The following is a 26,789-nucleotide window of genomic DNA, read 5'->3' on the forward strand; positions in this document are numbered from 1 at the left end:
AACGGCTTTCATTCCGCCGTTTCGGGGATTTCCTTATGTGCGATTGACGAGTCGTCAACCCTCACACATTCGCTATTGAGAACGATTCGCTGTACGTCTCAGCGACACACTCACTGCACCTGGGCGCGGGCGATCTTGCCGGTGAAGGAGTTGGCCTCGTCGGCGTCCTTGACGCCGTCCTTGTTCCAGGAGAACATGGCGCGCAGCTTCGGGCCGACGGTCTCGATGCGCTCGTTGGAGTACTTCTCCTGCAGCTCCTTGAAGTGCGGGGCGCCGGCGTCCTGATCGTCGATGAACTCCTTGGCGAAGGAGCCGTCCTGGATGCGGCCGAGGTGGTACTCCATGCGCTTGCGGCAGTCCTCGTTGATGACGGTGTTGGTGTAGTCGCCGTACTGGGCGGTGTCGGAGCAGGACCAACGCGCCTTGTTGAGGCCACCCTCGTTCATCAGGTCGACAAGCATCTTGAGCTCGTGGCACACCTCGAAGTAGGCGATCTCCGGCTGGTAGCCGGCGTCGGTGAGGACCTCGAAGCCCATCTCGACGAGCTTATTGACGCCGCCCATGAGCACGTTCTGCTCGCCGAAGAGATCGGTCTCGGTCTCCTCCTTGAACGTGGTCTTGATGGCGCCGGCGCGCAGGGCGCCGAGGGCCTTCGCGTAGGCCAGGGTCAGCGCCCAGCCGTCACCGCGCGGATCCTGCTCGACGGCCACGACGACCGGGACGCCACGGCCGGCGGCGTACTCACGACGCACGATGTGGCCCGGGCCCTTCGGCGCGACCATGAAGACCGGGTGATCCTCGCTCGGCTTGATGTAGCCGTAGTGGATGTTGAAGCCGTGGGCGAACGCGACGGCCGCGCCCGGCTTGATGTTGGGCTCGATGTCGTTGGCCCAGATCGTACGCTGGTACTGGTCGGGGGCGAGGATCATGATCACGTCGGCCTCGGCGGCGGCCTCCGGGACGGACTTGACCTCGAGGCCCTGCTCCTTCGCGAAGTCGACGGACTTGGAGGTCGGACGCAGGCCGACGACCACGTCGACGCCCGAATCGCGCAGGTTCAGCGCGTGGGCGTGGCCCTGCGAGCCGTAGCCGATGATCGCGACCTTCTTGCCTTCGAGCACGGAAAGATCGCCGTCGTTCTCATACCAGATCTGTGCAGCCATGTAGCACTCCTTGAACTTGCGTACCTTCCGCGACGCACGGTTCGCGCGGTCGGCACACGGTGTTGTTGTGGTTGCGCGTGTAGCGCTTGCGGCGTTCGCCCTTTCTTCCGCCGGATTGCCGGTCGATGTTCCGGCGTTCCGGCCGCGGGGTCGGGGCGATGCCAGGCGTTGAGGATTGTGTCCTCGAAACTGGGGTCCATCCTACCGATGCACGCCCCGCCGCCGCGCTTCCGTCCACAAGGTGGGCCAAATCACGACTTTATGAACCGAATCGTGGACGCGCCCGCATGGGACATGCCACTTAGGCCCCTCCCGGAGGCCCCAAGTGACTCGGGAACAGCGTTCGGCCATCGATTCTGGGGGACTCAGCGCTGGAAATGGCCGTATCCACACTGAATCCCACCAATCCACGGGACTCAGCACGGTTTTGCGCTTTTCTCACGCTGAGTCCCACGCCCCCAGTGCGTCCCTCCCACCCACACCGCATTGACACACTGTTAAAATGGCTATTTTCCAATGATTCCATGATCCGCAAGATCACGTGATCGCGCTTGACCTGCTTTGACAACGCCGCAGCGTGGGACTCAGCACAGAAATCACGGAGAATCGCGCTGAATCCCCCGAACTCACGGGACTCAGCGCGATTCCGGCCAGTATTGTCCTTGAATCCCCCAAACAGACGGCGACGGCACGCTTCAACGTCACCGACTCGATTCCATCACCTCTTCGCGATCGCCTCGAGTGGCGCCTCCAAGACGTGGAACGTGAATCTGGCCCCACGCGACGCCAACGCCCGCGCGATCTTCAGCGCGAATTCAGCCCGCGCGGTTTCGTTCGCGAGCGTCGCCCCGGTCGCGATGAAAACAAGCCAATCACGGCTTTGCAGGTGATTGCGCTTATCCTGATCTCGCTTCCATTGCTTTCTGTCCGTGCGATGATGATCACCGTCATACTCAATCGCCACCCGATATTCCGGCCACGCCATGTCCAGCGTCATGGCCACCCCGGAATGGAACAGGGCATCCTCCACCACATGGTTCAACGTCATATCCGGCAGCCCATGACGCAGCAACGACAATCGTTCTCTCGTCTCGGGCGGCGAATCCGATCCGAACCTGATGAGCGACGACGCCACTCTGCAGGATCGTTTCCCTTTGAACCGCGGCAAGGTGTCGGCGAAGCGCGTCAGTTCCCGGTGGATCTCCTCCGCATTGCGCCCTTGCGCCAGCGCCGCTTGCCGCGTCATCGCGGTGATAATGGCGTCACCGAGAACGACCAGCGATTCGAGCGGGAGATGGACGGCCAGCTGGGCCCATGTGTGGAACAGGTCGAGGGCGTACACACGGCCATTGATACGCGTATTGCCGTTTTGCGGCAGCGGCTGCCAGAGATGCGGCACCATGGTGGAGCCGACGGCGTTGCCGGATGCCCGAGTTCTGCGCGTCTTCTCGCTGGAGACCGTGTGCAGCACGGTAGTGTCGAGATCGCAATCGTCGGGGATCGGCACGGAGTGAAGTGCGAGCGACGTGGTCATGCCGAAGAGCAGTCGCCTGCCGACTGATTTCGCCGCGTCCGTGCAACGGCGGATGGCGTCGGCCCTGCGTTGGGCGAGCGATTCACGCATCGTGGGTTGCGCCGTAACCGTTGTCGCGGAAGTGGTTGCGTATGCGTTGGCGTTGCTAGGATAGGGCGGCCGTGAGGACGCGGACGAGGCCGTGGGCTGAATGTCATCCCATTCGACATCGATGGCGAAGGTCGGATCATCATTGGTCAGGGCGATTGCGCCGTACGTAGTCAAAGTGGTCATGGCGGAACCGTATCGGACGCGCGTTGACGCAGAACAGCCGGAACGACTCTTGTGGACGAAGCCCCTCGGGAATGCTCACAAGCGCGCAATAGGGGCGCAGACATTCCAGATATTCCGTGGGACCCAGCACAGCCACCCGCCGATTTCGCCTTGAATCCCCCGAAATCGAGCACGACACTCCCGGTCGATTGCAAAAGGCCGTGCCGGTGTGCGGGAAAAAGGGAAAACGCACACCGGCACGGCCATGAATAAGGAGAAGGACAAGCAGAAGACCGGAATCAACCGATCATGACATCAAAGTCAAAAGTCACCAACAAGTCGAGTCAACGACAGGTCAGCGGTCAACGGCCCTCCTTTGATGCGACGGCAATGGACAACGACGGGTCGGTCAACGGGATCATCATCGACTGGGTGGCGTGGTACAGGTCGGACTTGCCCGGCCAGACGGTGCCGATCGGCTGGTTGTTGCGGTCAAGCTGATGGAACCAGGAACCGTTGACGTGGTCGATGACGCAATCGTCGGCGTACTTGAGGAAGGTCGAGTACAGGTCGGCGTATTCCGTCTTGCCGGTCACGCATGCCAGCACAGAGGACGTGTTGATCGCTTCGGCGAGCGTCCAGTGCATACGGTCATGCACGACGGGCACGCCGTTCCAGTCGGTGGTGTAGACGATGCCGGGCGCGCCGTCAGCGTCCCAACCATCGGCCACGGCGCGACGGAACAGGTGCTCGGCGACGTCGATCAGCTGCGTCTTCTTCGACTCGGCAAGGCCTGGGGCGCTCAGCGCGTACTGGGTGATGAGTCGCGCCCATTCGATGCCGTGCCCCGGGGTGGCGCCGTACGGCTTGAACTGGTCGTCCTTCTTGTCGGAGTTGCATTCGAGGTCCAGCGACCAGTCCTCATGGAAGTGTTCGGGGATGCGCCATTCGTTGTTTTCTGCCCAGCCGATGACGTGGTCGATGATGCGACCGGCGCGCGTGCGCCACGTTTCGTCGCCGGTGACATCGGACACGGCGAGGAACGCTTCGACCGAGTGCATGTTGGCATTGAGTCCGCGGTACGGGTCGAGTTCTGTGAAGTCCTCGTTCCATGTGTCGACGGACAGGCCGATTTCGTCGTCCCAGAATCGCTTGAGGAAGACCTGTTGCGCATCGGCGAGCAGTTCGGCGGCGCCGGGGCGGCCGAGCAGCGTGGCAGAGGATGCGGCAAGCAGTACGAAGGCGTGCGCGTAGCACTGCTTGGTGCCGATGTGGCCGCCTTCCGGGGTGACGGCCGCGTACCAGCCGCCGTTGGCGCTGTCATGGAGTTCGCCCGTGAGGCCCTTCAATCCGGCGTCCACGAGCGCCTCGGCGCCGTCGTGCCCGGTGAACGCGGCGAGTGAGTAGACGTGGGTCATGCGGCAGGTGATCCACGTTTCGCGATTACGGTCCTTCCACGGAGTGCCGTCGTCCCCCAGCCAATACGAACCGCCGGTCGGGGCGGGGAACGCGTGGCCGAAAGCCATCAGGGAGTCACGCTGCCCATTGAGCCACGTCTTGTTTTCCGGAGTTCCGAGCTCATATCGGGATTGAGTTCCCATTGTTTTTTCCTTTCGCCAGATTTCCCGAATGGCGTTGCCACCGCTTCCGCACATGCAAGGCGGTGTCCGCCACGGCTTATTTATCGGTTAAGCTCCTGGCACAGGGCGGCACCATAGAAGCTGGCAGCCAACGCCACACCTACCACCACCGCGACCATGCCGAGCACGCTGGCCGGGAACGTGGGGATAGCGGACGAAATGGTAAGACCCGCAACGGTGAGAAGAATTCCCAACATGAAGAAGACGATCGAATCCACAGTCGTCTTGGATGACATGCGGGCAGAAACGAAGTTAGACATAAGAGGCTCCTTTGATTCTTGGTTGCTAAGCGTCGTCGTCGGTAACTGAACCGCTTAAGTAAAGTATATGGCAAAGAAAGTGCGACACGCCAAAGAGATCCTAGAATCGCAACAAGTTCGTGCTGACTACGCATTTGAAGAGGCACATTTTCAATGAACCGATAAAGTCGTCAAGTCGCCAAACAGACAGAACCGCCAAACCGTCAAACAGTCAGACCGCAGTCCATCGACACCCGAACCAGCCCAAGCAGTCGGCCCCGCCACCACTACGCTACTGGCGCAGACACAATCACAGGCCCGGTGGAAGCCCTCTTCACCAGACGGTACGGCGGCTCTGGCTCATCGCCGACAGTCTCCCCGTCGATCATGTGCAACAGCATCTCCCCCGCTTTCAGTCCGAGCGCCCGGACATCGCGGTGCAGGGCAGTGAGCGTGGGCGTGGACGAAACGCATGCGGCGGAATCATCCCAGGCCACGATGGAAAGATCCTCCGGCACGGAAATTCCACGGGCCAAGGCCGCATGCAGCGCGCCGACCGCCGTAGTATCCGTATCGCATATGATCGCAGTGGGACGGTGTCCGAAGTCCAGAATCGCGTTGCACAGCCGCTCGCCGGTTTCAGCCATGTACTTGCCATGCAGGGTGGTGCAGCGCATGCCCAGTTTGGAACATTCGTCGGCGGTGGCGTTGTCGCGCGCCAACGTGTGCACGTATTCCTCGGGGCCGGCGATGCGCGCGATGTTGCGATGGCCCAAGCCGTGCAGGTATCGGACGACCATGCGCGCGCCTTCGTCGTCGGAACTGTAGAGCGTGGGCAGCCCGCTGGTGATCTCACGCTGGGAGATGAACAGGGCCTTGGCTTCGGGGTGTTCACGGAACAGCGCCAGTCGCGGGTCTCCAAGTTCGACGCCCAAGATGAGATGCGCGTCCACCTTGCCGGAGGCGATCCAATCCTCGTAGATGCGGCAGGCAGCCGCGGCGCCGCCCGCGGTCATGCGCAGCACGATGGAATAGTCGCGCGGGTCCACGGCCTTGCTCAAGCCGGCGAGGCAGTCCATGGCGAACAGGCCCGAGCCGAAACCCTCTGCATCAGCCACCATCAGCACCACGCCAATGAACCTGGTGCAGGCATCGGAAAGGGACTTCGCGGCACTGTTCGGCTTCCACCCCATGGAACGCGCCAATTTGAGCACCTTGGCACGGGTCTCCTCGGAGACGCCGGCCTTGCCATTCAGCGCGTACGACACCGCGCTTTTCGATACGCCGGAGGCCTTCGCCACATCAGCGATGGTGATGGTGCCTTTCGCCATGGTTCTCCACTTTCCTCATACATCGGGGCCCTGCCACGTATCACACCGGTTCGCATGATTCATTCGAACCGACTGCGCGCGATTCACGCGCGATCACGCGGGGCGCATCCATCCCGGCATATTCCCGTTCAGGTACGCGGTACGGGTTCCATGCCGCGGCACTGAACCCGTACAGTCGTTCCCCATACTAGCCTTACGACATCCATGCGGCGCACCACACGCCCACTGCGACACCCAGACCGAGGCCGCGGGCGTTCAGCTCCGTCACGCCACAGCCCAGTCTCGATTGAGATCGTTGGCCGAACGCAGCACGTTGGCCGCCGTGAACGCCTGCGGATCGTCGACGCCGTCCGAGGCGATATGCCAGACGACCGTCTCGCCGGGCAGCAACGTCACCAGTCCGCCGTCGATCGACGCGGCCGCATCGACCTTGTCGACCATGCAGAACACGTCGCGGGCGTAGGCGTGCGCCGTCACCTTCAGCGCGTATCCCTCGTCGACGGCCTCGACCGTCGCCGTGAACGGCGCACGGTCGAGCTTCTGTTCGATGACTTCGGCCGGATTGTGGATGACGCGGGCGAAGCCGTCATCACCGGCGGGCGTCGCGATGAGGATCTCATCCGTCGAGTCGCGGAACACGGCGACGGACGCGTCGAGCGTCAGCGTGACCGATGACGTCGCCTCCAACATGACATCGTCGAAGGTCTGCGAGGCGAGCGTCTCGCCGGCGAGCGTGCGGCGCTCGACCGTCCACGAGCCATGCCACGGCGAGCAAGTGTCGTTGACGACGACGAGCGCGAGCGTGTCCGGATTGACCTTCTTGCCTTCCCAGCTCAGATCGGCCTGCGCCCGGGCGGAGACGCGCGGCTGGATCGTGGCGAAGCGCGGCGCGAAGAAGTCGCGCGAGGCGTACCACAGCGGCTTGCGGTGACCGTTGTAGTCGACGGCCGCCCAGGAGACGACCGGCCAGTCGTCGTTGATCTGCCAGATCAGCGCGCCGGCGTTCACCGGTTCCAACGAGCGCATGTGCTCGACGCCGAAGCGGATGGCCTGTGCCTGCTGCAGCTGGCATGCCCAATGCCAGTCCTCGATGTCGTTCCAACGGTCGGTGGGGATGAGCCAGTCACGCGTGCCGTCAGCGTTATAGCTCACGTCGTCGAAGCGGCCGGGGGTCAGATGCGAGCGCATGCCACGGGCGAGTTTGACGTTGCCTCCGGACGCTTTCTGGTGGACGAGCATCTGCGTACCGAACGGGTCGAGCTTCTCGTCGTGGACCACGCTGGTGAGCGTGCTCCAGGCGGGCGGCGCCTGATAGCCGAATTCGTCGGCGAAGCGCGGCGTGTAGTCGAGGTATTTGCGGTAGTCCTGACGGTTCCACACGTCCCAGATGTGCATGGTGCCGTCCACGTCCTTGTTGGCGTCGGTGAACGGGGTGAAGCTCATCGGGGAGCTCGGCAGGTACACGTGGACCGGGTCGAGTTCGGCGAGCAACGCGGGGAACAGTTCGGAGTAGTAGTAGTCGCCCCAGCCCTTTTCGCCGTAGCCGTGCTCGTTGGCGGGCAGGTCGTCGGCGCGCAGGGCCTGCTTGAAGCCCCACCATTCGCTGTAGGCCACGTAGTTCTCGTTGGAGCCGTTCCACACGGTCAGACTGGCGTGGGAGCTCAGGCGCGCGATCTGTTCGCGGGCTTCGGCTTCCACTTCGGCCTTCGTTTCGGCGTCTTCCGGGTAGGCGGCGCAGGCGAGCATGAAGTCCTGCCAGACCATGATGCCTTCGCGGTCGCACATGTCGTAGAATTCGTCGGCTTCATAGATGCCGCCGCCCCACACGCGCACCATGTTCGAATTCGATTCGACGAGGTCGGTGATGCCGCGGCGGTAGCGCGCGTCATCCACCTGCGAGGGAAATGCGGAGTCGGGGATCCAGTTGTAACCGCGCGCGTGCACCGGCACGTCGTTGACGGTGATCCGGAACGGGCGTCCGGTCATGTCGGCGCGGGTGTCGACGGCGAGGGTGCGGAAGCCGACGTGGCCGCGCCACTCGGCTTCCGTGGCGATGCCGCCGACTGCCACGTGCACGTCATACAGCGGCTGCTCACCGTAGCCGCGCGGCCACCAGCGTCGCACTTCGGGGATTTCGACGGTGAGCACGGCCTCGTCGCGTCCTTCCTCGACAACGCCGGCCACTTCGAGGTTGACGTCGTAGCCGCCGACGGTGACGGTCACGGGCAGCGCGCCGCTGCCGTCGCCGGTCACACCGTTGAGGTCCAGCGCGTCGGCCACGGTCATCACGCGGCCGCGTCCGGCGCGTTCGACCTCGACGTGAACGTCGAGCACGCCGGTGCCATCCGGACGGACGTCGACAAGCGGGCGGACGGAGGCGATGCGCGCGCCGCTCCACGAGTCGATGCCGATCGGACGCCAGATGCCGGCATTGGCGACGTCGATGCCCCAGTCCCAACCGAAGGAGTAGCTGGGCTTGCGGATCTGGTTGAACGCGTGGTGTTCGGTATGCGGGTAGTAGCCGCGACGGCGTTCGGCGTCGTCGGAGCTTGCCACGGGCGACAGGAACGTGACGCTCAGACGGTTGGCCCCGTCGCGCAGGTACGGGCGCACGTCCCAACGGTATGTGCGGTGGAAGTTGCGCGTTTCGCCGACGATGATGCCGTTGAGCGCGACGTACGCGACGGTGTCGAGCCCGTAGGCGACGATGTCGTGGCGCGTGTTGCCGTCATCGCGCCAGTCGAATTCACAGGTGAATCGCCAGACGATGTCGCCGATCCACTGTTGGCGGTTCTCGTTGTCGCCGTCGAAGGGGTCGCCGATGAGTCCGGCGCGGAACAGGTCGACGGTCGCTTCGCCCGGCACGGTCGCGGGGATGCCTGCAGTGAGACGTTCGCGCAGTTCCTCCGGCGCGAGTTCGGGGTTGAGCGCGGTGAGCGTCCATCCGCTTTCGAGTGCGGAGAACGTGCGCGGGGTGGTGATGGTCGTCATGGTGTTCCTTGCGATGATGATGACGGTTTGCGGTTGTCAGTGGGCGGCGCGGGCGGCGGCGAGCTCCTTGAGGCGGCGCTCCGGGTCGGGCGCGGCACCGATGAGGGTCTTCGTATAGTCGCTCTTCGGATTGAGGATCACGTCGTCGGCGGGGCCGCGTTCCACGATTTCGCCGCGGCACATCACCATGATCTCGTCGGAGAAGTGGCGTGCGGTGGCCATGTCGTGCGTGATGTACAGCACGCCGAGGTTCTCCTCGCGCTGGAGTCGGGCGAGCAGGTTGAGCACGCCGAGTCGGATGGACACGTCGAGCGCGGAGACCGGCTCGTCCGCGATGAGGATGCTCGGCTCCGGGGCGAGCGCGCGGGCGATGGCGACGCGCTGGCGCTGGCCGCCGGACAGTTCGCTGGGCAGGCGCTTGGCGAAGTCCTCGCCGGGAGTGAGACGCACACGGTCGAGCAGTTCGATAACGCGCTTGTGCACTTCCTCGTTGCTCATGCCCGGGTGATGTAGCTTCATCGGTCTGGCGATATGGTGCTCCACGGTGTGGAACGGATTGAGCGAGGCGTACGGGTCCTGGAAGACCATCTGCACGGTTTTGCGGAAGATGTGGTCCGCTTTGCGGCCATGATGCTCGACCGGCTTGCCGTCGATGAGGATCTGGCCTTCGGTGGGGGTCTCGAGGCCGAGGATCATCTTCGCGATCGTGGACTTGCCGGAGCCGGACTGACCGACCAGGGCCACGGTCTTGCCGGATTCGAGCGTGAAGTTCGCGTGGCTTACTGCCGTGAACTTCGTGGTCTTGAAGCCGGAACGCAGGTCGAACTGCTTGGTGACGTCCTTGAGTTGCAGCGTGGTCATGATGCTCACTCCTTGGTGGCGAACGGCGAGGCGCCTTCGGCGAGGTCCTCGGAACCGGTGCGGATGAACGAACCTCGGTCTCCGGTCAGGGAGGGGAAGCTGGAGAGCAGCTTGGCGGTGTATTCCTGCTGCGGGTTGGTGTACAGGCTCATCGCGTCGTTCAGTTCGATGATCTCGCCTTTGCGCATCACGGCGATGCGGTCGGAGATCTCCAGCAGCAGCGGCAGGTCGTGGGTGATGAAGATCACCGCGAAGCCGAACTCGTCCTTGAGACGCGTGATCTCGCGCAGGATCTCGCGCTGGACCACGACGTCGAGGGCGGTGGTGGGTTCGTCCATGATCATGACCTGCGGGTCGAGGGCCATGGCCATCGCGATCATCACGCGCTGGCGCATGCCGCCGGACAGCTCGTGCGGGTAGGCGTTGAGGCGGTTGCGGTCCACGCCGACGCGCTCCAGCAGTTCGCCGCACTTGTCGAGGCGTTCCTTCTTGCTCATTTCCGGGCGGTGGGTGGTGAACACGTCACCCAGCTGATCCTTGATCTTCTTGACCGGGTTGAGCGAGTTCATCGCGCCCTGGAAGACCATGGAGATCTTCTCCCAGCGGAACATGCGCAGGTCGTCGCCTTCGAGGGCTCGCACGTCGATCGGGTAGCCTTCACGGGAGTTGAAGACCACACGGCCGGAGGTGATGACCGCCGGCGGCTTCAGGAGCCGGTTGACGCCGTAGGCGAGCGTGGACTTGCCGCAGCCGGATTCGCCGGCGAGGCCGAGGACCTCGCCGCGGCCGAGCTTCAGGTTCACGTGCTTGACGGCCTGCACGGTTTTCTCGGCGCGGTATTCGACGCAGAAGTCGTCGATCTCAAGCACCGGGTCCGTTTCGTAGACGGGCGGGATGACGTTGGTCTTGATCTCAGTCGTCTCGGTCATGATGCCACGGCCTCCTTCGTACCGTTAATGACGTTGCCGTTGACGCTGGCAACCGGGGTGAACGCGGCGTCGGTCTTGGCCTTGCCGGCCTTCTCCTCGAGCTTCCACTTCTTGATCTGGCTGCGGGTCGCGGCCTTGAGCTTCGGGTTGACGATCTCATCGACCGAGAAGTTGATGAGCGCGAGGGCCGCGCCGAACAGGGCGATGCACAGTCCCGGCGGGATGAACCACCACCATGCGCCGAGGATCAGCGCCATGCCGTTCTGCGCGTAGTAGAGCATCGTGCCCCAGGTGTAGGAGTCGGTGGCGCCGAGGCCGAGGTAGGACAGGCCGGCCTCACCGAGGATGGCGGCGATGACGGCGCTCATGGCCTGGGAGGCGAGCAGCGGGATGAGGTTCGGGAAGATCTCGACGAACAGGATGCGCCACGGCTTCTCGCCGGCGACGCGTGCGGCGAGTACGTAGTCGCGGGAGCGGACGGACATCGTATAGCCGCGCAGCACTCGGGCGGGTCCGGCCCAGGAGGTCAGGGCGAGCACGCCGGCGACGAGCACGGACGACTTGGAGGGCATGTAGCTGGCGATGACGATCATCAGCGGCAGGCCCGGGATGACGAGCATCACGTTGGATAGGAGGGAGAACGCCTCGTCGGTGGCGCCGCCCACGTAGGCGCCGAGGATGCCGAAGAAGCTGGAGAGGGCCACGGCGAGCACGCCGACGGTCAGTCCGATGAACAGGGAGCCACGGCAGGCGTAGGCGAGCTGGGCGAACACGTCCTGTCCGGTCTGCGTGGTGCCGAGCCAGTGTTCGGCGCTGGGGCCGGTCATGCCGATGTCGCTGACCTTGTTCGGGTCGTCCACGAAGAACGGCACGAAGATGGCGAACGCGGCGATGAGGGCGACGATCGTCAGGCCGACGGCCAGCTTCGGCGTCATCGGGGGAAGCATGGAGTCGGCGCGGGATTTGCGGGCCTTGCCGGCTTTGGTGGTTGTTGCAGCCATTGTCTTTCAGTCCTTTCCTCAGCCCTGGGCCCGGGTGCGCGGGTCGATGAAGCCGTAGATCAGGTCCATGAACAGGTTCGCGCCGAGCACGGAGACCGTGATGATCATGAAGATGCCCTGCATGAGCGCGTAGTCGTTGTTCTGCACGGCGGTCAGCAGCGCGAAGCCGATGCCCGGATAGGAGAACACGGATTCGGCGACGATCGAGCCCGCGACGACGAAGCCGAGGGAGATCGCGAAGCCGGAGATGGACGGCAGGATGGCGTTGCGCGCCGCGTAGGAGGTCATGATCTTGAACCGGGACAGGCCCTTGGCCTCGGCGGTCAGGATGTAGTCCTCGGAGAGGGTGGCGACCATCATGTTGCGCATGCCGAGCATCCAGCCGCCCACGGAGGACAGCACGATGGTGATGGCCGGCAGTGTGCCGTATTTGATGACCGAGCCGATGAACTCCCAGCTCCAGCCAGGAGTGACGCTCCACACGTCGTAGCCGCCGAACAGCGGGAAGATCGGGTTGAGCAGGCCGAAGAAGTACAGGAGGATCAACGCGAGCCAGAAGTACGGGATCGACTGCAACAGCGTGGTCACCGGGATGAGGTTGTCGATCCAAGAGCCGCGTTTCCAGCCGGCGAGTGTGCCAAGCAGCGTGCCGATGAGGAAGGCGAGGATGGTGGAGATACCGACCAGACCGACGGTCCACGGCAGGGTGCTGCCGATCACGGAGGAGACGGAGTTCGGGAAGTAGGTGACGGAGACGCCCAGATCGCCGCGGAAGATGTTGCCGAAGTAGTTGAGGTACTGTTGCCACATCGGTACTGAGGAGTCGGAGCCGAGCATGAGCTCGATAGCGTGGCGGGTGGCCGGGGTGACCTGGCCCTTCTGCGCGAGCTTGGAGATCATCTGGTCGACCGGGTTGCCGGGCATGATGCGCGGCAGGAAGAAGTTGAGCGTCAGTGCCGCCCACAGGGCCACCAAGTAGAAGCCCAGTTTTCTCAGGACATATTTCATGATTGGTTCCTTACTGCCGTCACTGCTTCGGTTCGAGATGCTGCAGGATGATGCCCATGTCCCACGCCTTCCAAGCTGCGGGCAGCGCGTACATGTTGTCCTCGGTGGGCCAGCCGGTCACCTTGGAGTCGTTGAATTCGGTGAGCATCGAGTTGATGTAGACCGGGATGTAGGGCACGTCGTTCGCGATCTCCTTCTGCACGATCGCATACTGCGCCTTGCGCTCGGCCTCGTCCTCCGTGCCGGCGGCGGCCTCGATGGCATCGTCGACCTTCGGGTTCGAGTAGCGGGCGTAGTTCTGGCCGCCGGAGGTCTCACCCACCTCGGCCATCTGCAGGGAGCTGTAGCGCGGGTTGTACGTGTAGTACGGGTCGGCGGTGACACCCAAGCCCAGCGAGTCAAGGGAGAGCTGGTAGTTGCCCTTCTGCTCGTTTTCGTTCCACTGGTTCCATGCCATCTGCGTGGAGATGATCTCGATACCCAGCGGCTTCATCTGCTGCTTCAACGTGTCGTTGATCAGAATGTAGTCGGACCAGCCGGCCACGGTCTGGATGGTCATGCTGAGCTTGACTCCGTCCTTGTGGCGGTAGCCGTCGTCACCCATCTTCCAGCCGGCGTCCTCGAGGATCTGCTTGGCCTTCTCCTGATCCTCGGTCTCCGGCGTGGTGACGAGGTTCTTGTCGGTGATCCATTTGCGGTCTCGGTCCGGCATGAGCATCGTCGGCGAGCCGATGGCGCCCGCGCCGGCGCCGGCGAGCTTGTTGAGCTGCGTGCGGTTCATGCCGTAGTACATGGCCTGGCGCACGGCCGTGTCGGTCTGCGGGCCCTTGCATCCGGCTTCGGTGTTCGAGCAGGTCATGACCACGGTGGTCAGTCGCGGCGTGTTCACGGCCGAGATGCGCGGGTAGTTCTTGAGCAGCATCTGGTAGCTGGGGATGTAGGCGCTCATCCAGTCGACCTGTCCGGCCATCAGCGTGCTGGTGGCGGCGGAGGCGTCGTTCAGGGCGATGTAGCGCACACCGTCGATCTTCGGAGCGCCGTTCCAGTAGTCCTTGAACGCGGAGAAGCTGTAGGACTGGTTGGTGAACCTGCTGAGCTTGAACGCGCCTGTACCGATCGGGTTCGCGTTCGTGTAGTTCATCGGGTCCTTGACGTTCTTCCAGATATGCTCGGGCACGATGGCCTGACCGCCGAGGATGCCGCCTTCCTGCATGTAGGCGCCCTTGAACGGCTCGTCAAACGGCGTGCCATCGGCGTTCTTGGTCGGGAAGATGAGCTTGACGTGGTTCTCGTCGATGAGCTTGGCCGTGCAGGCAGTGCCGTTGGTGTTCAGCGCCGGGGTGTCGTGAATCAGGTTGAACGTGAACGCCACGTCCGCAGCGGAGAAAGGCTCGCCATCATGCCATTTGACGCCTTCACGGGTGGTGATGGTCAGTTCGGAGCCGTCCTCGTTCCACTCGTAGCCGGTGGCGAGCATCGGGGTCGGATCCTCGTCGGCGGCCAGATTGTACCAGTAAAGCGTCTCGTAGATCACACCCAGGGTGGGGCCGAGTGCGGTGGGCGAGAACGGGTTGAAGTTCTCGTTGAACGTACCCGTCGTGCCGTTGAAGATGCTGACCACCGTGCCGTCCTGTGCGGTGCTTGACGAGGTCCCGCCGCAGGCCGCGACGGACATCAGGGAGGCAAGCGCGGCCACCGCGGCGATTGTTCGGCGCAGGGCTTTCCTCACTTTCGACGTCATCGTCAATCCTTTCGATTGGTTGGTTCTCTCTATGCCGGCGACCTCGCCGGTTTCTCTTGCCGATTATATAACTTAACCGGTTGAGTTGCCCTCACTATAACTCAACCGGTTAAGTTTCGCCACTCGGCGTGTCGTCTATCGCACAGCCCCGGACCGCTCGTCCGCGGTGCCTCTCAGGAATCCCGCAAGGAATCGCTACGCCTGCGGGATGGCTCGGTCGGCGATGAGCTTCCTATACCACTTGAAGCTGTCCTTCGGGGCGCGCTCCAGCGTCTCGTAGTCCATGTAGACGATGCCGAAACGCTTGGTGTAGCCGAACGCCCATTCGAAGTTGTCAAGCAGCGACCACACGAAATAGCCGCGCAGATCAACGCCAGCGTCCATCGCACGGCCGGCGGCCTCGAAGTGACGGCGCAGGTAGTCAATGCGGTCGGGGTCGTGCACGGCCTTGACCGTCTCGTCAGTGGAGGGATCGACTTCGGAAACCAGACGGTCGTCGCAGGCCATGCCGTTTTCGGTGACCATCAGCGGCATCTCCGGGTAGTCGTTGTGCACGCGCACCAGCAGGTCGTACAGTCCGTCCGGGTCGATGTTCCAGCCCATCGCGGTGTGCGGCCCCTCGGTCGGCAGCCAATCCACATCGCTGGCGCCCGGCGCGGTGGATGCGGCAGTGGATTGCGGGAATTGCGGCCGGTCGCTCATCGCGAGCAGCGAGGTGCTGTAGTAGTTGACGCCGAGCACGTCGATCGGCTGGTGGATCTGCTCCAGATCGCCGTCCTTGACAAACTCCCAATCGCAGATGCCCTTGGTGATGGCGAACAGTTCGTCCGGGTAGTAGCCGCGCAGCATCGGGTCGAGCCACACGCGGTTGGCGATGAGGTCAAGACGGTGCACGGCGTCGGCGTCGCCGCGGTTGAGCTGGAGGTTGCACGTGACCGACACGTCCGAACGGTCGCCGACTTCGGCGCGTACGGCCTGCGCCATCAAGCCGTGCGCGAGGTTGAGGTGGTGCACGGCGGGGAAGGCACCCGGACCGAGACCCAGGCCGGGCGCGTGCTCGGTGGCGCCGTAGCTCAGGTAGGAGGAGCACCACGGCTCGTTCAGCGTGGTGTAGGTCCGCACGCGGTCGCCCAGACGATGGGCCACGACACCGGCGTAATCGGCGAGCTTATAGGCGGTGGAACGGTTCAGCCACCCGCCTTTGTCGCCCAGATACTGCGGCAGATCCCAATGGTAGAGCGTCACCGTGGGTTCGATGCCCCTGACAAGCAGCTCGTCAACGATTCGCTCGTAGAAGTCGAGGCCCTCTTCGTTCACCGGACCATCCTCGGCGGGCAGTACGCGCGGCATGGCCACCGAGAAGCGGTAGGAGTTGACGCCGAGGTCGGCGAGCAGGGCGATGTCCTCGCGCCAGCGATGGTAGGAATCACAGGCCACGTCGCCGGTATCGCCGTTGACCGTCTTTCCGGGAGTGTGCGAGAACGTGTCCCAGATGGAAGGGGTGCGCCCGCCTTCCTTTGCGGCGCCTTCGATCTGGTAGGAGGCGGTGGCCGTGCCGAATCGGAATCCTTCAGGGAATCGCATGATTGCCATGTCCTTTCTTGGGGTTATGCGTCGTCGATGCCTTCATCGGCACGACGTCAGGTGCGTATGTGATTGCTGCGGTAACGGCCGGGTGTCGGCCCGTCCGGCAGTAGTGTATCATAAAATACATGAACCGGTTAAGCCATTGCGGTCGCAAGCGTTTCGCACCCACGCCGCATCGAGGGAACCGGAAAAAGACCTAGAACAACATCGGTTCAATCAACGAGGAGCCACGAATCGCCATGTCACACCTGCCAGACACGACCGCTTTTACGGACGTTCCCATTCCCGCCGATGCGGACGTCACGCGGGACGGCGACCGCACCATCATCAGCCCTGATCATCCGGCGTTGCGCGCCATGGGCCGCATCGACCTGACCGACCCGACCCGACCGGTGTGGGTGTACCCCTACACGCAGGTCTCCTTCCGCTTCACCGGAACCTCGCTCAGCATCACTGTCGTCAACCACTGGAACTACGGAGACACGAAACTCGGCGTCGTCATCGACGGAGTGCAAACCGCCGTACGCATCCCCTCTGGCTTCACCGGCGCGAACGACATGCCCAACAGCAGCACCAGCGAAGGCACTGACGCGGCGCCGGCTACCGCAGTCGAGGCCGACGACGCCGCGCAAGCGGACGTCGCGGCCGATACAGGCGGCGTCGCGCCGACGTATGGACCGGTTACAGTGACTCTGGCGGACCGGCTGCCGGACATCGAACACGAGGTGACGCTGTTCAAACGACAGGACGGACAGCACTATCTCGAAGTACTCGGCTACGGGCTGGACGCGGGCGCAACCATCCTGCCGCCGGCGACACCCGAACCGACGCGACGCATCGAAGTGTTCGGCGACTCCGTGTCCTGCGGCGAGCGCAACGAGGCGTCCCTGTACGTCGGCAGGCTCGACCCGGCCGCGGACCTGAGCGGATACAGCAACGCGTGGTACTCGTACGCGGCCATCACCGCGCGCAACCTCGGCGCGGAACTGCACGACACTTCGCAGGGCGGCATCTCACTGCTTGACGGCATCGGCTGGTTCGCGGGCCCCGACTACGTGGGCCAGGAAAGCGCGTGGGACTGCATCCAGTACAACCCCGTGCTCGGCGAATCGAAGCCGTGGGACTTCTCCCGGTACACGCCGCACGTCGTGGTCGTCGCGATCGGGCAGAACGACGCGCACCCCGACGATTTCATGGCCTCCGATTACGACGGCGAGCGAGCGCGGCATTGGCGCACGCGCTACGTCGACTTCCTCAAGTCGCTGCACGCGCGTTACCCGAAGGCCGTCATCGTGTGCCTCACCACGGTGCTGCAGCATGATCCGGCGTGGGATCGCGCCATCGACGAGGCGGTGCGCGCGTTCAACGCTGCGCCGGACGCGCCGGCCAGCGCGGCGTACGGCAAGTTCGCGACCGGAGACGCGGCGGACGGTGTACACGACGCCGTCGCCCCCGCCGTCGCCCACCACTTCCTGTTCACTCGCAACGGTTCGGCCACGCCGGGCCACCCGCGCGTCGCCGAGCATAAGGAGATGGCACGCGAATTGACCACGTTCATCGAATCCCTCGGCGAGGACGTGTGGCAGTCCTGAACGACGCCGACAACATACGACACCCGACCAATCAACCAACCAACACCCTACCCATCCTCCAAGGATTATCATGACCGAAACAACTGCTCTGGTCACCGGACCTGCGCCCGGCGCCAACCTTTCCGGATTGAACGATCACAGCGACGCGGCGGACGACGCGAAACCGCTGGGCACGGACGCGTTGCGCGCCGCGGCCATCTTCTCGCACGACATGGTGCTGCAACGACGACGGCCGATCCCCGTATTCGGCACCGGCAAGCCCGGCATCGACGTGCGTGTGCGGCTGATCGCGGAGGAATCGGGCGAGGCGGCGGCAACTGACGTTGCCGGGACGACGGTGACCGTTGCCGGGACGGCCGCCAACGCCGATGCGCACGGCGACTGGCTGGCGCTGCTTCCCGCGATGGAGGCGGGCGGGCCATACCGGCTGGAAATCACCTCGTCGGGCGCGGACGTGACACTCGTCTACCGTCGCGTGGTCGTGGGCGAAGTGTGGCTCGCCGGCGGACAAAGCAATATGGAGCTCGAACTGCACTCCAGCGCAGGCGCGGACGCGGCCATCGCCGTGAGCGCCGACCCGCTGCTGCGCTTCTACAACACACCGAAAACCGGTGCCGTCAGCGAGGAACTCGAGCGCCACGCCCGCTGGCAGGTCGCCGGGCCGGACACCAGCGGGTCGATGTCCGCGATCGGCTACTACTTCGCGCGGAAGCTGCGCGCCGAACTCGGCCCAAACGTGCCTGTGGGCATTGTGGACTGCTATATCGGCGGTACATCGATCACGGCGTGGATGAGTCGGGCGAGTGTGGAGCGGTGTAAAGCAGGGCGCGACTATCTGGAACGCTTCGACGCGGCGATCGCAGGCAAAACGGACGAGCAGTTCAGAGCCGAAACCGAAGCGTGGCAGACGAAATTCGACCAGTGGAACCACGACATCGACACGGCGCGCAAGGCGGACCCGGATGTGGCATGGGAGAAGCTGACCGCGCAGTACGGTGAATGCCCGTGGCCGCCGCCGGAAACGCCGACCTCGCAGTGGCGCCCGACCGGCGCGTACGGCACGATGGTCGAGCGGGTCGCGCCGTACGGCATCGCGGGTTTCCTGTGGTATCAGGGCGAATCGGATGAGGGTTGTCCTGAAAGCTACCGTCATCTGCTGGGCATGCTCATCGACGAATGGCGTGGGCTGTGGACGATTCCCGGCGCGAGCTCGGATGCGGGGGGTGCGGACGGCAAACCGCTGCCGTTCCTTATCGTGCAATTGCCGCAGTGGATCGACAAGGCGACGGCCGCTGCCGGCAATGACCCGCTGCGTTGGCCACTGATCCGCGAGGCACAGCAAGACGCGGCGCGCACGATCTCAGGCGTGTCCATGATCACGTTGATCGACTGCGGTGAGTTCGACAATCTCCACCCCACCGACAAACGCACGCCGGGCGAGCGTCTGGCCGATTGCGCGCTGCACGACGTATACGGCCGCGGCGACATCGCCGTCGACGGACCGGAAGTCACGTCCGCCACCGTGCGCGTCGCGCGTGACGGCAATGGTGAGGGCGCAGCGGTGACATTGCACTACAGTCACGCCGCAGGACTGCATTTCGACGGCACCGTGCCAGGCACCTTCAGGCGCGACATCGGCGCCACCGCACCGGCGGCGCCGAATGCGGCCGAAGTCGGGGCGGATATGGGCGATACGCGTTCCCGATTCCACCGTGACACGACGGAATCCGGCTTCGAATTGGCGGGCGACGACGGCGACTTCCATCCGGCCGAGGCGACCATCGACACTGAGCACAGCACCGTCACCGTGCGAGCCGAGCAGGTGGTTCGGCCCACACAGGTGCGCTACGCGTGGCGCAGTTGGGGCCCCGCTCCACTGTTCAGCGGCGACGCCCTCCCCGCTCCCCCGTTCCGCCTCGCGCTGTGACCGACTACCGTCCTATTGTTCCATCCTCCTTTGGATATTCCGCGGGCTCAGCGCTGGAATTCCGGGAATCGCGCTGAGCCCCCAAATTCGCGGGACTCAGCATAGTTACGGCCGATTTCGCCCTTGAATCCCCCGGAATCGAGCACGCCACTCCCGCACATCCATACACCCATGCATTCGCATGGCGTATGGACGCCTATATATACGACAAGGCCGCCACACCGATGGGAATCGGAATGGCGGCCTGCGGTCATACGACTTCAGTCGCGTTCAGGCGACGCTCATGCGGCCAAGCTGAGGGCCGCGCCGGGCTCACTGAACCTGGGTACGAGCGATCTTGCCGTTGAAGGACTCGGCCTCGTCCTGATCCTTGGCCGGGCCGTTGTTCCAGGAGAACATGGCGCGCAGCTTCGGGCCGACGGTCTCGAGGTGCGGGTGGGAGAACTCCTCCTGCAGCTTCTTGAACTTCGGGGCGCCGGCGGCCTGATCGTCCATGAACTCCTTGGCGAAGGAGCCGTCCTGAATGCGCTTGAGCTGGTACTGCATGCGCTTCTTGGTCTCCTCGGTGATGACCGTGGAGGTGTAGTCGCCGTACTGGGCGGTGTCGGAGCAGGACCAACGGGCCTTGTTCAGACCACCCTCGTTGGCGAGGTCGACCAGCATCTTCAGCTCGTGGAAGACCTCGAAGTAGGCGATCTCCGGCTGGTAGCCAGCCTCGGTCAGCACGTCGAAGCCCATGTCGCACAGGTGGTTGATACCGCCCATGAGGACGTCCTGCTCGCCGAAGAGATCGGTCTCGGTCTCCTCGGTGAAGGTCGTCTTGATGGCGCCGGCGCGCAGGGCGCCGAGGGCCTTGGCGTAGGCGAGGCACAGCGGCCAGGTCTTGCCATCCGGGTCCTGCTCGACGGCCACGACGACCGGGACGCCACGGCCGGCGGCGTACTCACGACGCACGATGTGGCCCGGGCCCTTCGGGGCGACCATGAAGACCGGGTGATCCTCGGACGGCTTGATGTAGCCGTAGTGGATGTTGAAGCCGTGGGCGAAGGCCAGAGCGGCGCCCGGCTTCAGGTTCGGCTCAACGTCCTTCTTGTAGACGGCGGCCTGGTACTGATCCGGCAGAAGGATCATGACGACGTCAGCCTCGGCGACGGCTTCCGGAACGGACTTGACCTCGAGGCCCTGCTCCTTGGCGAACTCGACGGACTTGGAGGTCGGACGCAGGCCGACGACCACGTCGACACCGGAGTCGCGCAGGTTCAGCGCGTGGGCGTGGCCCTGAGAGCCGTAGCCCAGAATGGCGACCTTCTTGCCATCGAACACGGACAGATCGGCGTCCTTCTCGTACCAGATAGTTGCTGCCATGATTGGCACTCCTTTATGTTGTTCGGTATGCCGAACGAAAACTGCACGCCCGGCAATCGGTGAGATTGCTGACGGCCTTCGGCGAGAAAGGATTGTGTCCCTTGACGTTGAAAGTCATCGATCACTGGGTCCTATTTCTAGTCGACCAGTGGTTGACGCGGTTCCCCGCGTCCAAATATTGAGTTGCGATTTTCAATTATGAAATCTTGCCGGACTACAGCTGGAACTTTGGGCTCCACCTGCAGTCGATGGTTCTCTTCGGCTCCTATCAGGGAGCTGGCCCGCGAAGCGGGTCTGAGGGGTAGTCTCTCCCCCACCCGCTTCGTGGGAGCCCCCTCGTCAGAGGGGGCCTAGTGAGGAGAGGTCACTTGGTGAAGTCGATGTCCGGGCGGCGCCGTGAAGCGAACAGTCCGGCGGACTGTTCGTAGGCGACGCCTGAGCGAGGCGACAGCCAAGCGAAGGCAGGAACCTGCCGTCGATTTCACTTGGTGAAATCGACGTCCTTGGTTTCCCTGCAGGTCAGCACCGCGACGAGGCAGCACACGGCCATCACGCCGAGGTAGATGCCCACGGAGTGGACGCCCCAGTGGGAGGACAGCCAGGTGGCGATGGTCGGCACGAAGGCCGCGCCGACGATGGCGGCGAGGTTGTAGCCGATGCCGGAGCCGGAGTAGCGCACGTTGGCGTCGAACAGCTCGGGCAGGAACGCGCCGATCGGGCCGAACGCGGTGCCCATCAGGGCGAAGCCGACGCACAGGAACACCATGTTGGCGACGAAGTTGCGCTGACCGACGATCTGGCCGTTGAGCAGGAACGGGAACAGGGCCGCGAACACGACGAGGGCGCAGGAGGAGAAGGTGATCACGCGCTTGCGGCCGAGCTTATCGGCGTTGACGCAGGAGATCACGATGAACAGGGCGAACACGCAGATGGCGATCATCAGCATGAGCAGGTACTCCTGGTTGGTGAAGCCGAGGCCACCGCCGCCCTCGCCCTGCTCCTTGGTGCCCCACGCGAGGGACCAGGTGGCGAGCGTGTAGAACAGCGTGTAGGTGACGGCCACGAGGAAGGTGGCCTGCAGGACCTGCTTCCAGCTCTTCTTGAAGACCTCGGTGAGCGGGGACTTGACGACCTTCTTCTGCTCCTGGGCCATGCGGAAGATCGGGGTCTCCTCCATGTGGACGCGGACGACGAGGCCGACGATCACGAGGACCGCGGAGAGCAGGAACGGCACGCGCCAGCCCCAGGCGAGCATCGCGTCGGAGTCGTTGAAGGATTCGAGGATGAAGTAGGTGCCGTTGGACAGGAAGAATCCGATCGGGGCGCCGAGCTCCGGGAAGGAGCCGTACAGGGCGCGCTTGTCCTCAGGCGCGTTCTCGGTGGCGACCAGCGCGGCGCCGGACCATTCGCCGCCAAGGCCGATGCCCTGGATGAAGCGCAGCAGGCACAGCACGGCGACCGCCGCGACGCCCCACTGGTCGTAGGTGGGCAGGCAGCCGATGAGGAAGGTGCCGATACCCATCGTCATCAGGGAGACGACCAGCGTGGTCTTGCGGCCCATGCGGTCGCCGAAGTGGCCGAACACGAGCGAGCCGAGCGGGCGGGCGACGAACGCGATGGCGAAGGTCAGCAGGCTCATCAGCAGGGCGACGGTCGGGTTGTCCTTCGCCGAGAAGAAGATGTGCGGGAAGTAGTTGGCCGCGGCGGTGCCGTAGGCGTAGAAGTCGTAGAACTCGATGGCCGTGCCGACCATGGAGGCGGCGATCACGGTCTTGACCGAATCGCGGGCCAGGCTCTTCGCCTTGCCTGCTGCGGTCGTTTCGACTGAAGTCATGAGAGGAATCCCTTCCAATCTCGTTTGGTTCTTGTCTGTTCTCTCCGGGAATGCTTGCCACCGCTACGCCCCGATCCGGGAAGACCCTGTGCCTTGTGGGCTGTGGGCCGCTGGACCTTGGAGGGCGGGCAATGAAAAAGCCCTGCTGTCGTGCGCAGGGCTTCAAACGTGATCGATGCTCGTCGCCCTGCCTTCGCCGGCGGGGCTCAAGCTAATCAAGCCGAAATCAGTCCGCCAGCGAAGACGGAATAATAATTCGTGCGGACAGCAGAGCGACGTTAACGACGGTCAGAACCGATTCGCTAACGGTGTTGAGGGCAGTGTATCCAGTCATCGCGGCGGCCTCCTTTCGGTCTCGAAGTATGTCATCAAGCGGCTTGTCTTGGCTTTCCGCTCGATCTGGACACAGAACATAGGCGCGCGTAATGCGACAAACCAGCGGGGGTTCACTATGTGAACGCCGTCACTGTTCGTAATACGGCGGACACGGGACGCGCCCCTGAACACGGCATCTGAACACGGTGGCAATACCAGCGGAAAACGGCAGGAAAAACGACGAACGGGCCCCTCCGGTGTCGGTGGACACCGGAGGGGCCCGCATGCGGTTCAGACCGGATCGCAGGCCGGACGCGCTACTTCACGTGCTTGATGCGCATGATGAGCCAGGCGGCGATGAGCACGATGACGATCGCGACGATAAACACCACCGAGTACGCCTCGGTCGGGGTCTGGGTGACGCCCATCACGGCCTTGACGATGACGACGATCAGCGAGGTCATCGCGGTGCCGATGACGGTGGACAGCGTGTTCGCGAGGTTGAGGATGCCGAGGTCCTTGCCGGCCTCGTCCGGGTTCGGCAGGACGGAGACGTTCAGGGCCTGGTCGATCGCGTTGTAGGTGCCGTAGCCGAGACCCGCGATGGCGGCGAACAGGTACATGCCCATCTCGGAGCGGAACAGCAGCGGCATCAGGGCGCCGAGGGCGAACAGGCAGCTGGCGAGCGCAACCGGCAGCTTCCTCATGCCGAGCTTGTCGGTCAGCGGGCCGGCCGCGACGGCGGCGATCAGGGAGACGACGAGCGTGATGATGGACATCGTGGCGATGACGGACGCGGCCTTGATCTTGGCGTTCGGGTCGCCGGCGAAGACGTAGTCCTGGGCGATGAACAGCTGGTAGGTGTTGATCATCCAGTAGCCGCCCATCATCATCGTGCGGCCGGCGAGCGCGTAGTAGAAGTCGGGGGCGTTCTTCGGCGGGCGGAAGCGCAGCAGGACGGACTTCGCGGTGATCTCCTCGCGCGGCTCGTCCACGTTGGACTTCTCGCGGGGCCAGATGATGACGACGACGATGCCGCACAGGCCGAAGATGACCAGACCCAGCATCCAGCCGGCGAAGATGCCGGAGGCGCCGTTCTTGAGCAGCTGGGCGCCGACGAAGGCGCCGATGGTCTGACCGGCGGCGATGCCGGCGCCGTAGAAGCCGGAGACGGTGCCACGGAACTTGTCGGGCACGCGGTCGGACATCGTGGCGACGTACGGGGCGAGCATGATGTTGTATCCAAGCTGGGCGCAGCACCACAGCAGCAGGATCAGGGCGTGGGTGTTGACGAACGCGATGGCGCCGATGGACAGGCCGGTGATGACGCCGCCGACGATGATCCACGGACTGCGCTTGCCGAAGCGGGATCGCGTGAGGTCGGAGAAGGTGCCGAAGATAATGTTGGCAAGCAACGCGACGATCGAGCCGACGCCGTTGATGAGGCCGAGCATCGGCTCCTTGGTGGCCGGGTCGATGCCTTCGAGCACGGCCGGCAGGATGATGGAGCTCAGCGCCACCCACGGGATGGCGCAGGCGACGGCGGAGACGGTGAAGCCGACGCCGAGGCGGATCACCTCGGCCTTGGTCGGGCGGTGGCCGTCGGCGGAGACGGACGGATCGTGGATCGGGGCGTTCGAGGCCAGAGCGGAGGCGTCGGGCGCGGTGGTGGTTGCATCAGCCATGTTGTAATCCCCTTTTGATCATGATGGCGTGATTTTGTGGTTGTGATGGAGGTCGGATCGGCGTTTGGCTGCGGCCGCCGCAGTGGTCTCGTGACGTCGCCGTCGCTGCAGGCCATTGCAGCCGGACCCGGAACCAACCGCTGTTCCGTTGTCGAGTTGTTGGTTTGTTTGTGATTACAGTGCATCGAACCGGTTCGATGCCGTCAAGCTCAAACCGGTTCGACACGCCGAGACGTAGGCTCGTGGATCGCTGAGTCACCAGAAGATCCCACTACACGCACCCACGTACGCCTATCTGCGTTACGAGGGGTACTTTTCGGGGTTCGCGGACGTCTACCTGCGTTATGAGGGGTACCCCTCCGAAGTACAACGCATCCAAAACGGCTTGTCACCGTGGCCGTTATGCCGTTTTAGCGGAGTTGTACTTGTGGGAGGTACCCCTCGTAACGCAGATAGATGTCTGCAGAAGGGCAAAAGTACCCCGCGTAACCGAGTTAGCCTTTCAGCGGGTGGAATCGCCTTTGCGCAGGGTCACGGGAATGAGCTCGACGGCGGAGCCGGGCAGGCGGCCGTCCATAGGCGGCGCCGAAGCGCCAGCCGAAGGCGCCCCCAAGGCGTCGGCCGAGCTAGGCGCCCCGGCTGGCGCCGCCCCCGACGGAGCCGGGTTCAGATCGCTCGGCGAATCGCCGCCGTTCCCCTCCCCCTCGATGAGCGCGGTCATGCGGGCGGCGAGTGCGGAGGCGATCGCGTCGAAGTCCTGGCACACGGCGGTGAGCCGGACGCCGGCGGTGTCGGCCAGATAGGTGCCGTCGTAGGCGACCACCTGCACGTCGGCCCCCAGCAGGAGCCCGCGGCGCAGGACCTCCTGCACACACAGGGCGGCGCCGAGATCGGAGCTCACGACCGCGTCGACATTGTCGAACCTGTCGAACAGCTCGCGCATCGCCTTGGCGTACCCCTCGAGGTCGGAGACCTCGCCGGCCTCGACATAGTCGTGGCGCACGCCGGCCTCGTCGAGCTCATGCTCGAGGGTCAGGTAGTAGCGGACCGTCGGGAAGGTGGTGTCCGCGTCGGGCGCGGCGGTTCCGCGCCCATCGGCGCCGCCGCCCCCCTGCAGGTCATGGAATTGCGATCGCGGGCCGCCGACCATGACCACATGACGCGCGCCGGAGTCGATCAGCTCCCGCGCGACGAGCCGACCGCCCTGCTCGTGGTCGGAGCCGATCGAGGGGATGCCGGGGCCGAGGTATCGGTCGAACGCGACGACCGGACGGCCGATCGCGGACCAGTAGCCGACCGGATGCGCGGTGTGCGCGGCCATGACCAGCCCGTCCATCATGTGCCGCTGGAGCATGTCGACGTAGTCGGCCTCGCCCTTGTCCGAGTCGGCCGTGGAGCACAGCATCGTGCGCAGGCCTCGTGCGGAGAACTCGCGCTGGAGCGCGGCGGTGAGGGTCGCGAAGAACGGGTGGCGGATCGTCGGCACGATCACGCCGATCATGTTGGTGCGGTTGTGGGCGAGGTTGCGCGCGAGCTCGTTGGGGATGTAGTCGAGCGCCTTCATCGCGGCCTGGACCTTGGCGCGCATGTCGTCCGACACGTATCCGGTGCCGTTGACGACCAGCGACACCGTGCTCAGCGACACACCGGCCTTCTTCGCCACGTCACGCATTCCGACCATCGACCATCACCTTTCCGCTCGCTCGAACCGGGCCGTCCGGCACTGCGGGACCGCCCTACCGTCCGATACTACAGAATCGGACGGTACAGACCCCCGGACACCCCCACCTGGCA

The 26,789-nt window shown here is 64.2% G+C and carries 18 protein-coding genes; 2 read left to right on the forward strand and 16 right to left on the reverse strand.

The features are described from left to right. Positions 1 to 110: 110 nt before the first annotated feature. The 12 genes from ilvC (CSQ85_RS07240) to CSQ85_RS07295 form a co-directional block, all read right to left on the reverse strand. Positions 111 to 1,328, reverse strand: a complete 1,218-nt coding sequence (gene ilvC, locus CSQ85_RS07240; protein WP_263390569.1) for a ketol-acid reductoisomerase — start codon at positions 1,326 to 1,328, stop codon at positions 111 to 113. Between the two features lie 553 nt (positions 1,329 to 1,881). Further along, positions 1,882 to 2,970, reverse strand: coding sequence for a hypothetical protein (locus CSQ85_RS07245; protein ID WP_223846897.1), 1,089 nt, complete (start codon positions 2,968 to 2,970; stop codon positions 1,882 to 1,884). 341 nt (positions 2,971 to 3,311) lie between these two features. Then, a complete protein-coding gene (locus tag CSQ85_RS07250; RefSeq protein WP_150383507.1) occupies positions 3,312 to 4,550 on the reverse strand; it encodes an AGE family epimerase/isomerase in 1,239 nt (412 codons plus the stop codon). A gap of 80 nt (positions 4,551 to 4,630) precedes the next feature. Continuing rightward, on the reverse strand, positions 4,631 to 4,849 hold the full coding sequence (locus CSQ85_RS07255; protein WP_107042253.1) for a hypothetical protein: 219 nt from the start codon (positions 4,847 to 4,849) through the stop codon (positions 4,631 to 4,633). 266 nt (positions 4,850 to 5,115) lie between these two features. Next, the gene (locus tag CSQ85_RS07260; protein ID WP_150383508.1) at positions 5,116 to 6,159 is read right to left on the reverse strand and encodes a LacI family DNA-binding transcriptional regulator; all 1,044 of its coding nucleotides are present in this window, start codon (positions 6,157 to 6,159) and stop codon (positions 5,116 to 5,118) included. 264 nt (positions 6,160 to 6,423) lie between these two features. Continuing rightward, positions 6,424 to 9,150 carry a glycoside hydrolase family 2 protein gene (locus tag CSQ85_RS07265; RefSeq protein ID WP_150383509.1) on the reverse strand — a complete coding sequence of 909 codons (2,727 nt, stop codon included), beginning with the start codon at positions 9,148 to 9,150 and terminating at the stop codon, positions 6,424 to 6,426. Positions 9,151 to 9,186: 36 nt separating this feature from the next. Continuing rightward, positions 9,187 to 10,011, reverse strand: a complete 825-nt coding sequence (locus tag CSQ85_RS07270; RefSeq protein WP_150383510.1) for an ABC transporter ATP-binding protein — start codon at positions 10,009 to 10,011, stop codon at positions 9,187 to 9,189. 5 nt (positions 10,012 to 10,016) lie between these two features. Continuing rightward, entirely contained in the window at positions 10,017 to 10,940 is a 924-nt protein-coding gene (locus tag CSQ85_RS07275; RefSeq protein WP_150354114.1) for an ABC transporter ATP-binding protein, read from the reverse strand. Beyond that, positions 10,937 to 11,941, reverse strand: coding sequence for an ABC transporter permease (locus CSQ85_RS07280; protein WP_150383511.1), 1,005 nt, complete (start codon positions 11,939 to 11,941; stop codon positions 10,937 to 10,939). The genes CSQ85_RS07275 and CSQ85_RS07280 overlap by 4 nt, the downstream gene beginning before the upstream one ends. Before the next feature lie 18 nt (positions 11,942 to 11,959). Then, positions 11,960 to 12,949 carry an ABC transporter permease gene (locus CSQ85_RS07285; RefSeq protein WP_043163760.1) on the reverse strand — a complete coding sequence of 330 codons (990 nt, stop codon included), beginning with the start codon at positions 12,947 to 12,949 and terminating at the stop codon, positions 11,960 to 11,962. A gap of 19 nt (positions 12,950 to 12,968) precedes the next feature. Next, positions 12,969 to 14,690, reverse strand: coding sequence for an ABC transporter substrate-binding protein (locus CSQ85_RS07290; RefSeq protein ID WP_150383512.1), 1,722 nt, complete (start codon positions 14,688 to 14,690; stop codon positions 12,969 to 12,971). A 195-nt stretch (positions 14,691 to 14,885) separates the two neighbouring features. Then, positions 14,886 to 16,274: a GH1 family beta-glucosidase gene (locus tag CSQ85_RS07295; RefSeq protein ID WP_150383513.1), complete on the reverse strand. Its 1,389-nt coding sequence runs from the start codon at positions 16,272 to 16,274 to the stop codon at positions 14,886 to 14,888. Positions 16,275 to 16,633: 359 nt separating this feature from the next. Here CSQ85_RS07295 and CSQ85_RS07300 point away from each other — a divergent pair, with 359 nt between their 5' ends. Beyond that, on the forward strand, positions 16,634 to 17,869 hold the full coding sequence (locus CSQ85_RS07300) for a GDSL-type esterase/lipase family protein (RefSeq protein ID WP_150383613.1): 1,236 nt from the start codon (positions 16,634 to 16,636) through the stop codon (positions 17,867 to 17,869). Positions 17,870 to 17,939: 70 nt separating this feature from the next. Continuing rightward, the gene (locus tag CSQ85_RS07305) at positions 17,940 to 19,796 is read left to right on the forward strand and encodes a sialate O-acetylesterase (protein ID WP_150383514.1); all 1,857 of its coding nucleotides are present in this window, start codon (positions 17,940 to 17,942) and stop codon (positions 19,794 to 19,796) included. Between the two features lie 312 nt (positions 19,797 to 20,108). On the opposite strand, the gene ilvC (CSQ85_RS07310) is transcribed toward CSQ85_RS07305, so the two are convergent. From ilvC (CSQ85_RS07310) to CSQ85_RS07325, 4 genes are all read right to left on the reverse strand, one after another. Then, a complete protein-coding gene (ilvC, locus tag CSQ85_RS07310; RefSeq protein WP_140445274.1) occupies positions 20,109 to 21,161 on the reverse strand; it encodes a ketol-acid reductoisomerase in 1,053 nt (350 codons plus the stop codon). Positions 21,162 to 21,642: 481 nt separating this feature from the next. Then, positions 21,643 to 22,995 carry an MFS transporter gene (locus CSQ85_RS07315; RefSeq protein ID WP_150383515.1) on the reverse strand — a complete coding sequence of 451 codons (1,353 nt, stop codon included), beginning with the start codon at positions 22,993 to 22,995 and terminating at the stop codon, positions 21,643 to 21,645. 632 nt (positions 22,996 to 23,627) lie between these two features. Next, positions 23,628 to 24,995: an MFS transporter gene (locus CSQ85_RS07320; RefSeq protein ID WP_150383516.1), complete on the reverse strand. Its 1,368-nt coding sequence runs from the start codon at positions 24,993 to 24,995 to the stop codon at positions 23,628 to 23,630. A 502-nt stretch (positions 24,996 to 25,497) separates the two neighbouring features. After that, complete coding sequence (locus tag CSQ85_RS07325; protein WP_150383517.1) at positions 25,498 to 26,676, reverse strand: LacI family DNA-binding transcriptional regulator; 1,179 nt, start codon at positions 26,674 to 26,676, stop codon at positions 25,498 to 25,500. Between the last annotated feature and the right edge of the window lie 113 nt (positions 26,677 to 26,789).

It is taken from the genome of Bifidobacterium rousetti (genome assembly GCF_008698235.1).
Lineage (GTDB): Bacteria > Actinomycetota > Actinomycetes > Actinomycetales > Bifidobacteriaceae > Bifidobacterium > Bifidobacterium rousetti.

Excerpts from the sequence above, each read along its gene's own strand:
- CSQ85_RS07245 (WP_223846897.1), bottom strand. The coding sequence starts at position 2,970 with ATGACCACTTTGACTACGTACGGCGCAATCGCCCTGACCAATGATGAT.
- CSQ85_RS07250 (WP_150383507.1), bottom strand. The coding sequence starts at position 4,550 with ATGGGAACTCAATCCCGATATGAGCTCGGAACTCCGGAAAACAAGACG.
- CSQ85_RS07255 (WP_107042253.1), bottom strand. The coding sequence starts at position 4,849 with ATGTCTAACTTCGTTTCTGCCCGCATGTCATCCAAGACGACTGTGGAT.
- CSQ85_RS07260 (WP_150383508.1), bottom strand. The coding sequence starts at position 6,159 with ATGGCGAAAGGCACCATCACCATCGCTGATGTGGCGAAGGCCTCCGGC.
- CSQ85_RS07265 (WP_150383509.1), bottom strand. The coding sequence starts at position 9,150 with ATGACGACCATCACCACCCCGCGCACGTTCTCCGCACTCGAAAGCGGA.
- CSQ85_RS07270 (WP_150383510.1), bottom strand. The coding sequence starts at position 10,011 with ATGACCACGCTGCAACTCAAGGACGTCACCAAGCAGTTCGACCTGCGT.
- CSQ85_RS07275 (WP_150354114.1), bottom strand. The coding sequence starts at position 10,940 with ATGACCGAGACGACTGAGATCAAGACCAACGTCATCCCGCCCGTCTAC.
- CSQ85_RS07280 (WP_150383511.1), bottom strand. The coding sequence starts at position 11,941 with ATGGCTGCAACAACCACCAAAGCCGGCAAGGCCCGCAAATCCCGCGCC.
- CSQ85_RS07285 (WP_043163760.1), bottom strand. The coding sequence starts at position 12,949 with ATGAAATATGTCCTGAGAAAACTGGGCTTCTACTTGGTGGCCCTGTGG.
- CSQ85_RS07290 (WP_150383512.1), bottom strand. The coding sequence starts at position 14,690 with ATGACGTCGAAAGTGAGGAAAGCCCTGCGCCGAACAATCGCCGCGGTG.
- CSQ85_RS07295 (WP_150383513.1), bottom strand. The coding sequence starts at position 16,274 with ATGCGATTCCCTGAAGGATTCCGATTCGGCACGGCCACCGCCTCCTAC.
- CSQ85_RS07300 (WP_150383613.1), top strand. The coding sequence starts at position 16,634 with ATGGGCCGCATCGACCTGACCGACCCGACCCGACCGGTGTGGGTGTAC.
- CSQ85_RS07305 (WP_150383514.1), top strand. The coding sequence starts at position 17,940 with ATGACCGAAACAACTGCTCTGGTCACCGGACCTGCGCCCGGCGCCAAC.
- ilvC (WP_140445274.1), bottom strand. The coding sequence starts at position 21,161 with ATGGCAGCAACTATCTGGTACGAGAAGGACGCCGATCTGTCCGTGTTC.
- CSQ85_RS07315 (WP_150383515.1), bottom strand. The coding sequence starts at position 22,995 with ATGACTTCAGTCGAAACGACCGCAGCAGGCAAGGCGAAGAGCCTGGCC.
- CSQ85_RS07320 (WP_150383516.1), bottom strand. The coding sequence starts at position 24,995 with ATGGCTGATGCAACCACCACCGCGCCCGACGCCTCCGCTCTGGCCTCG.
- CSQ85_RS07325 (WP_150383517.1), bottom strand. The coding sequence starts at position 26,676 with ATGGTCGGAATGCGTGACGTGGCGAAGAAGGCCGGTGTGTCGCTGAGC.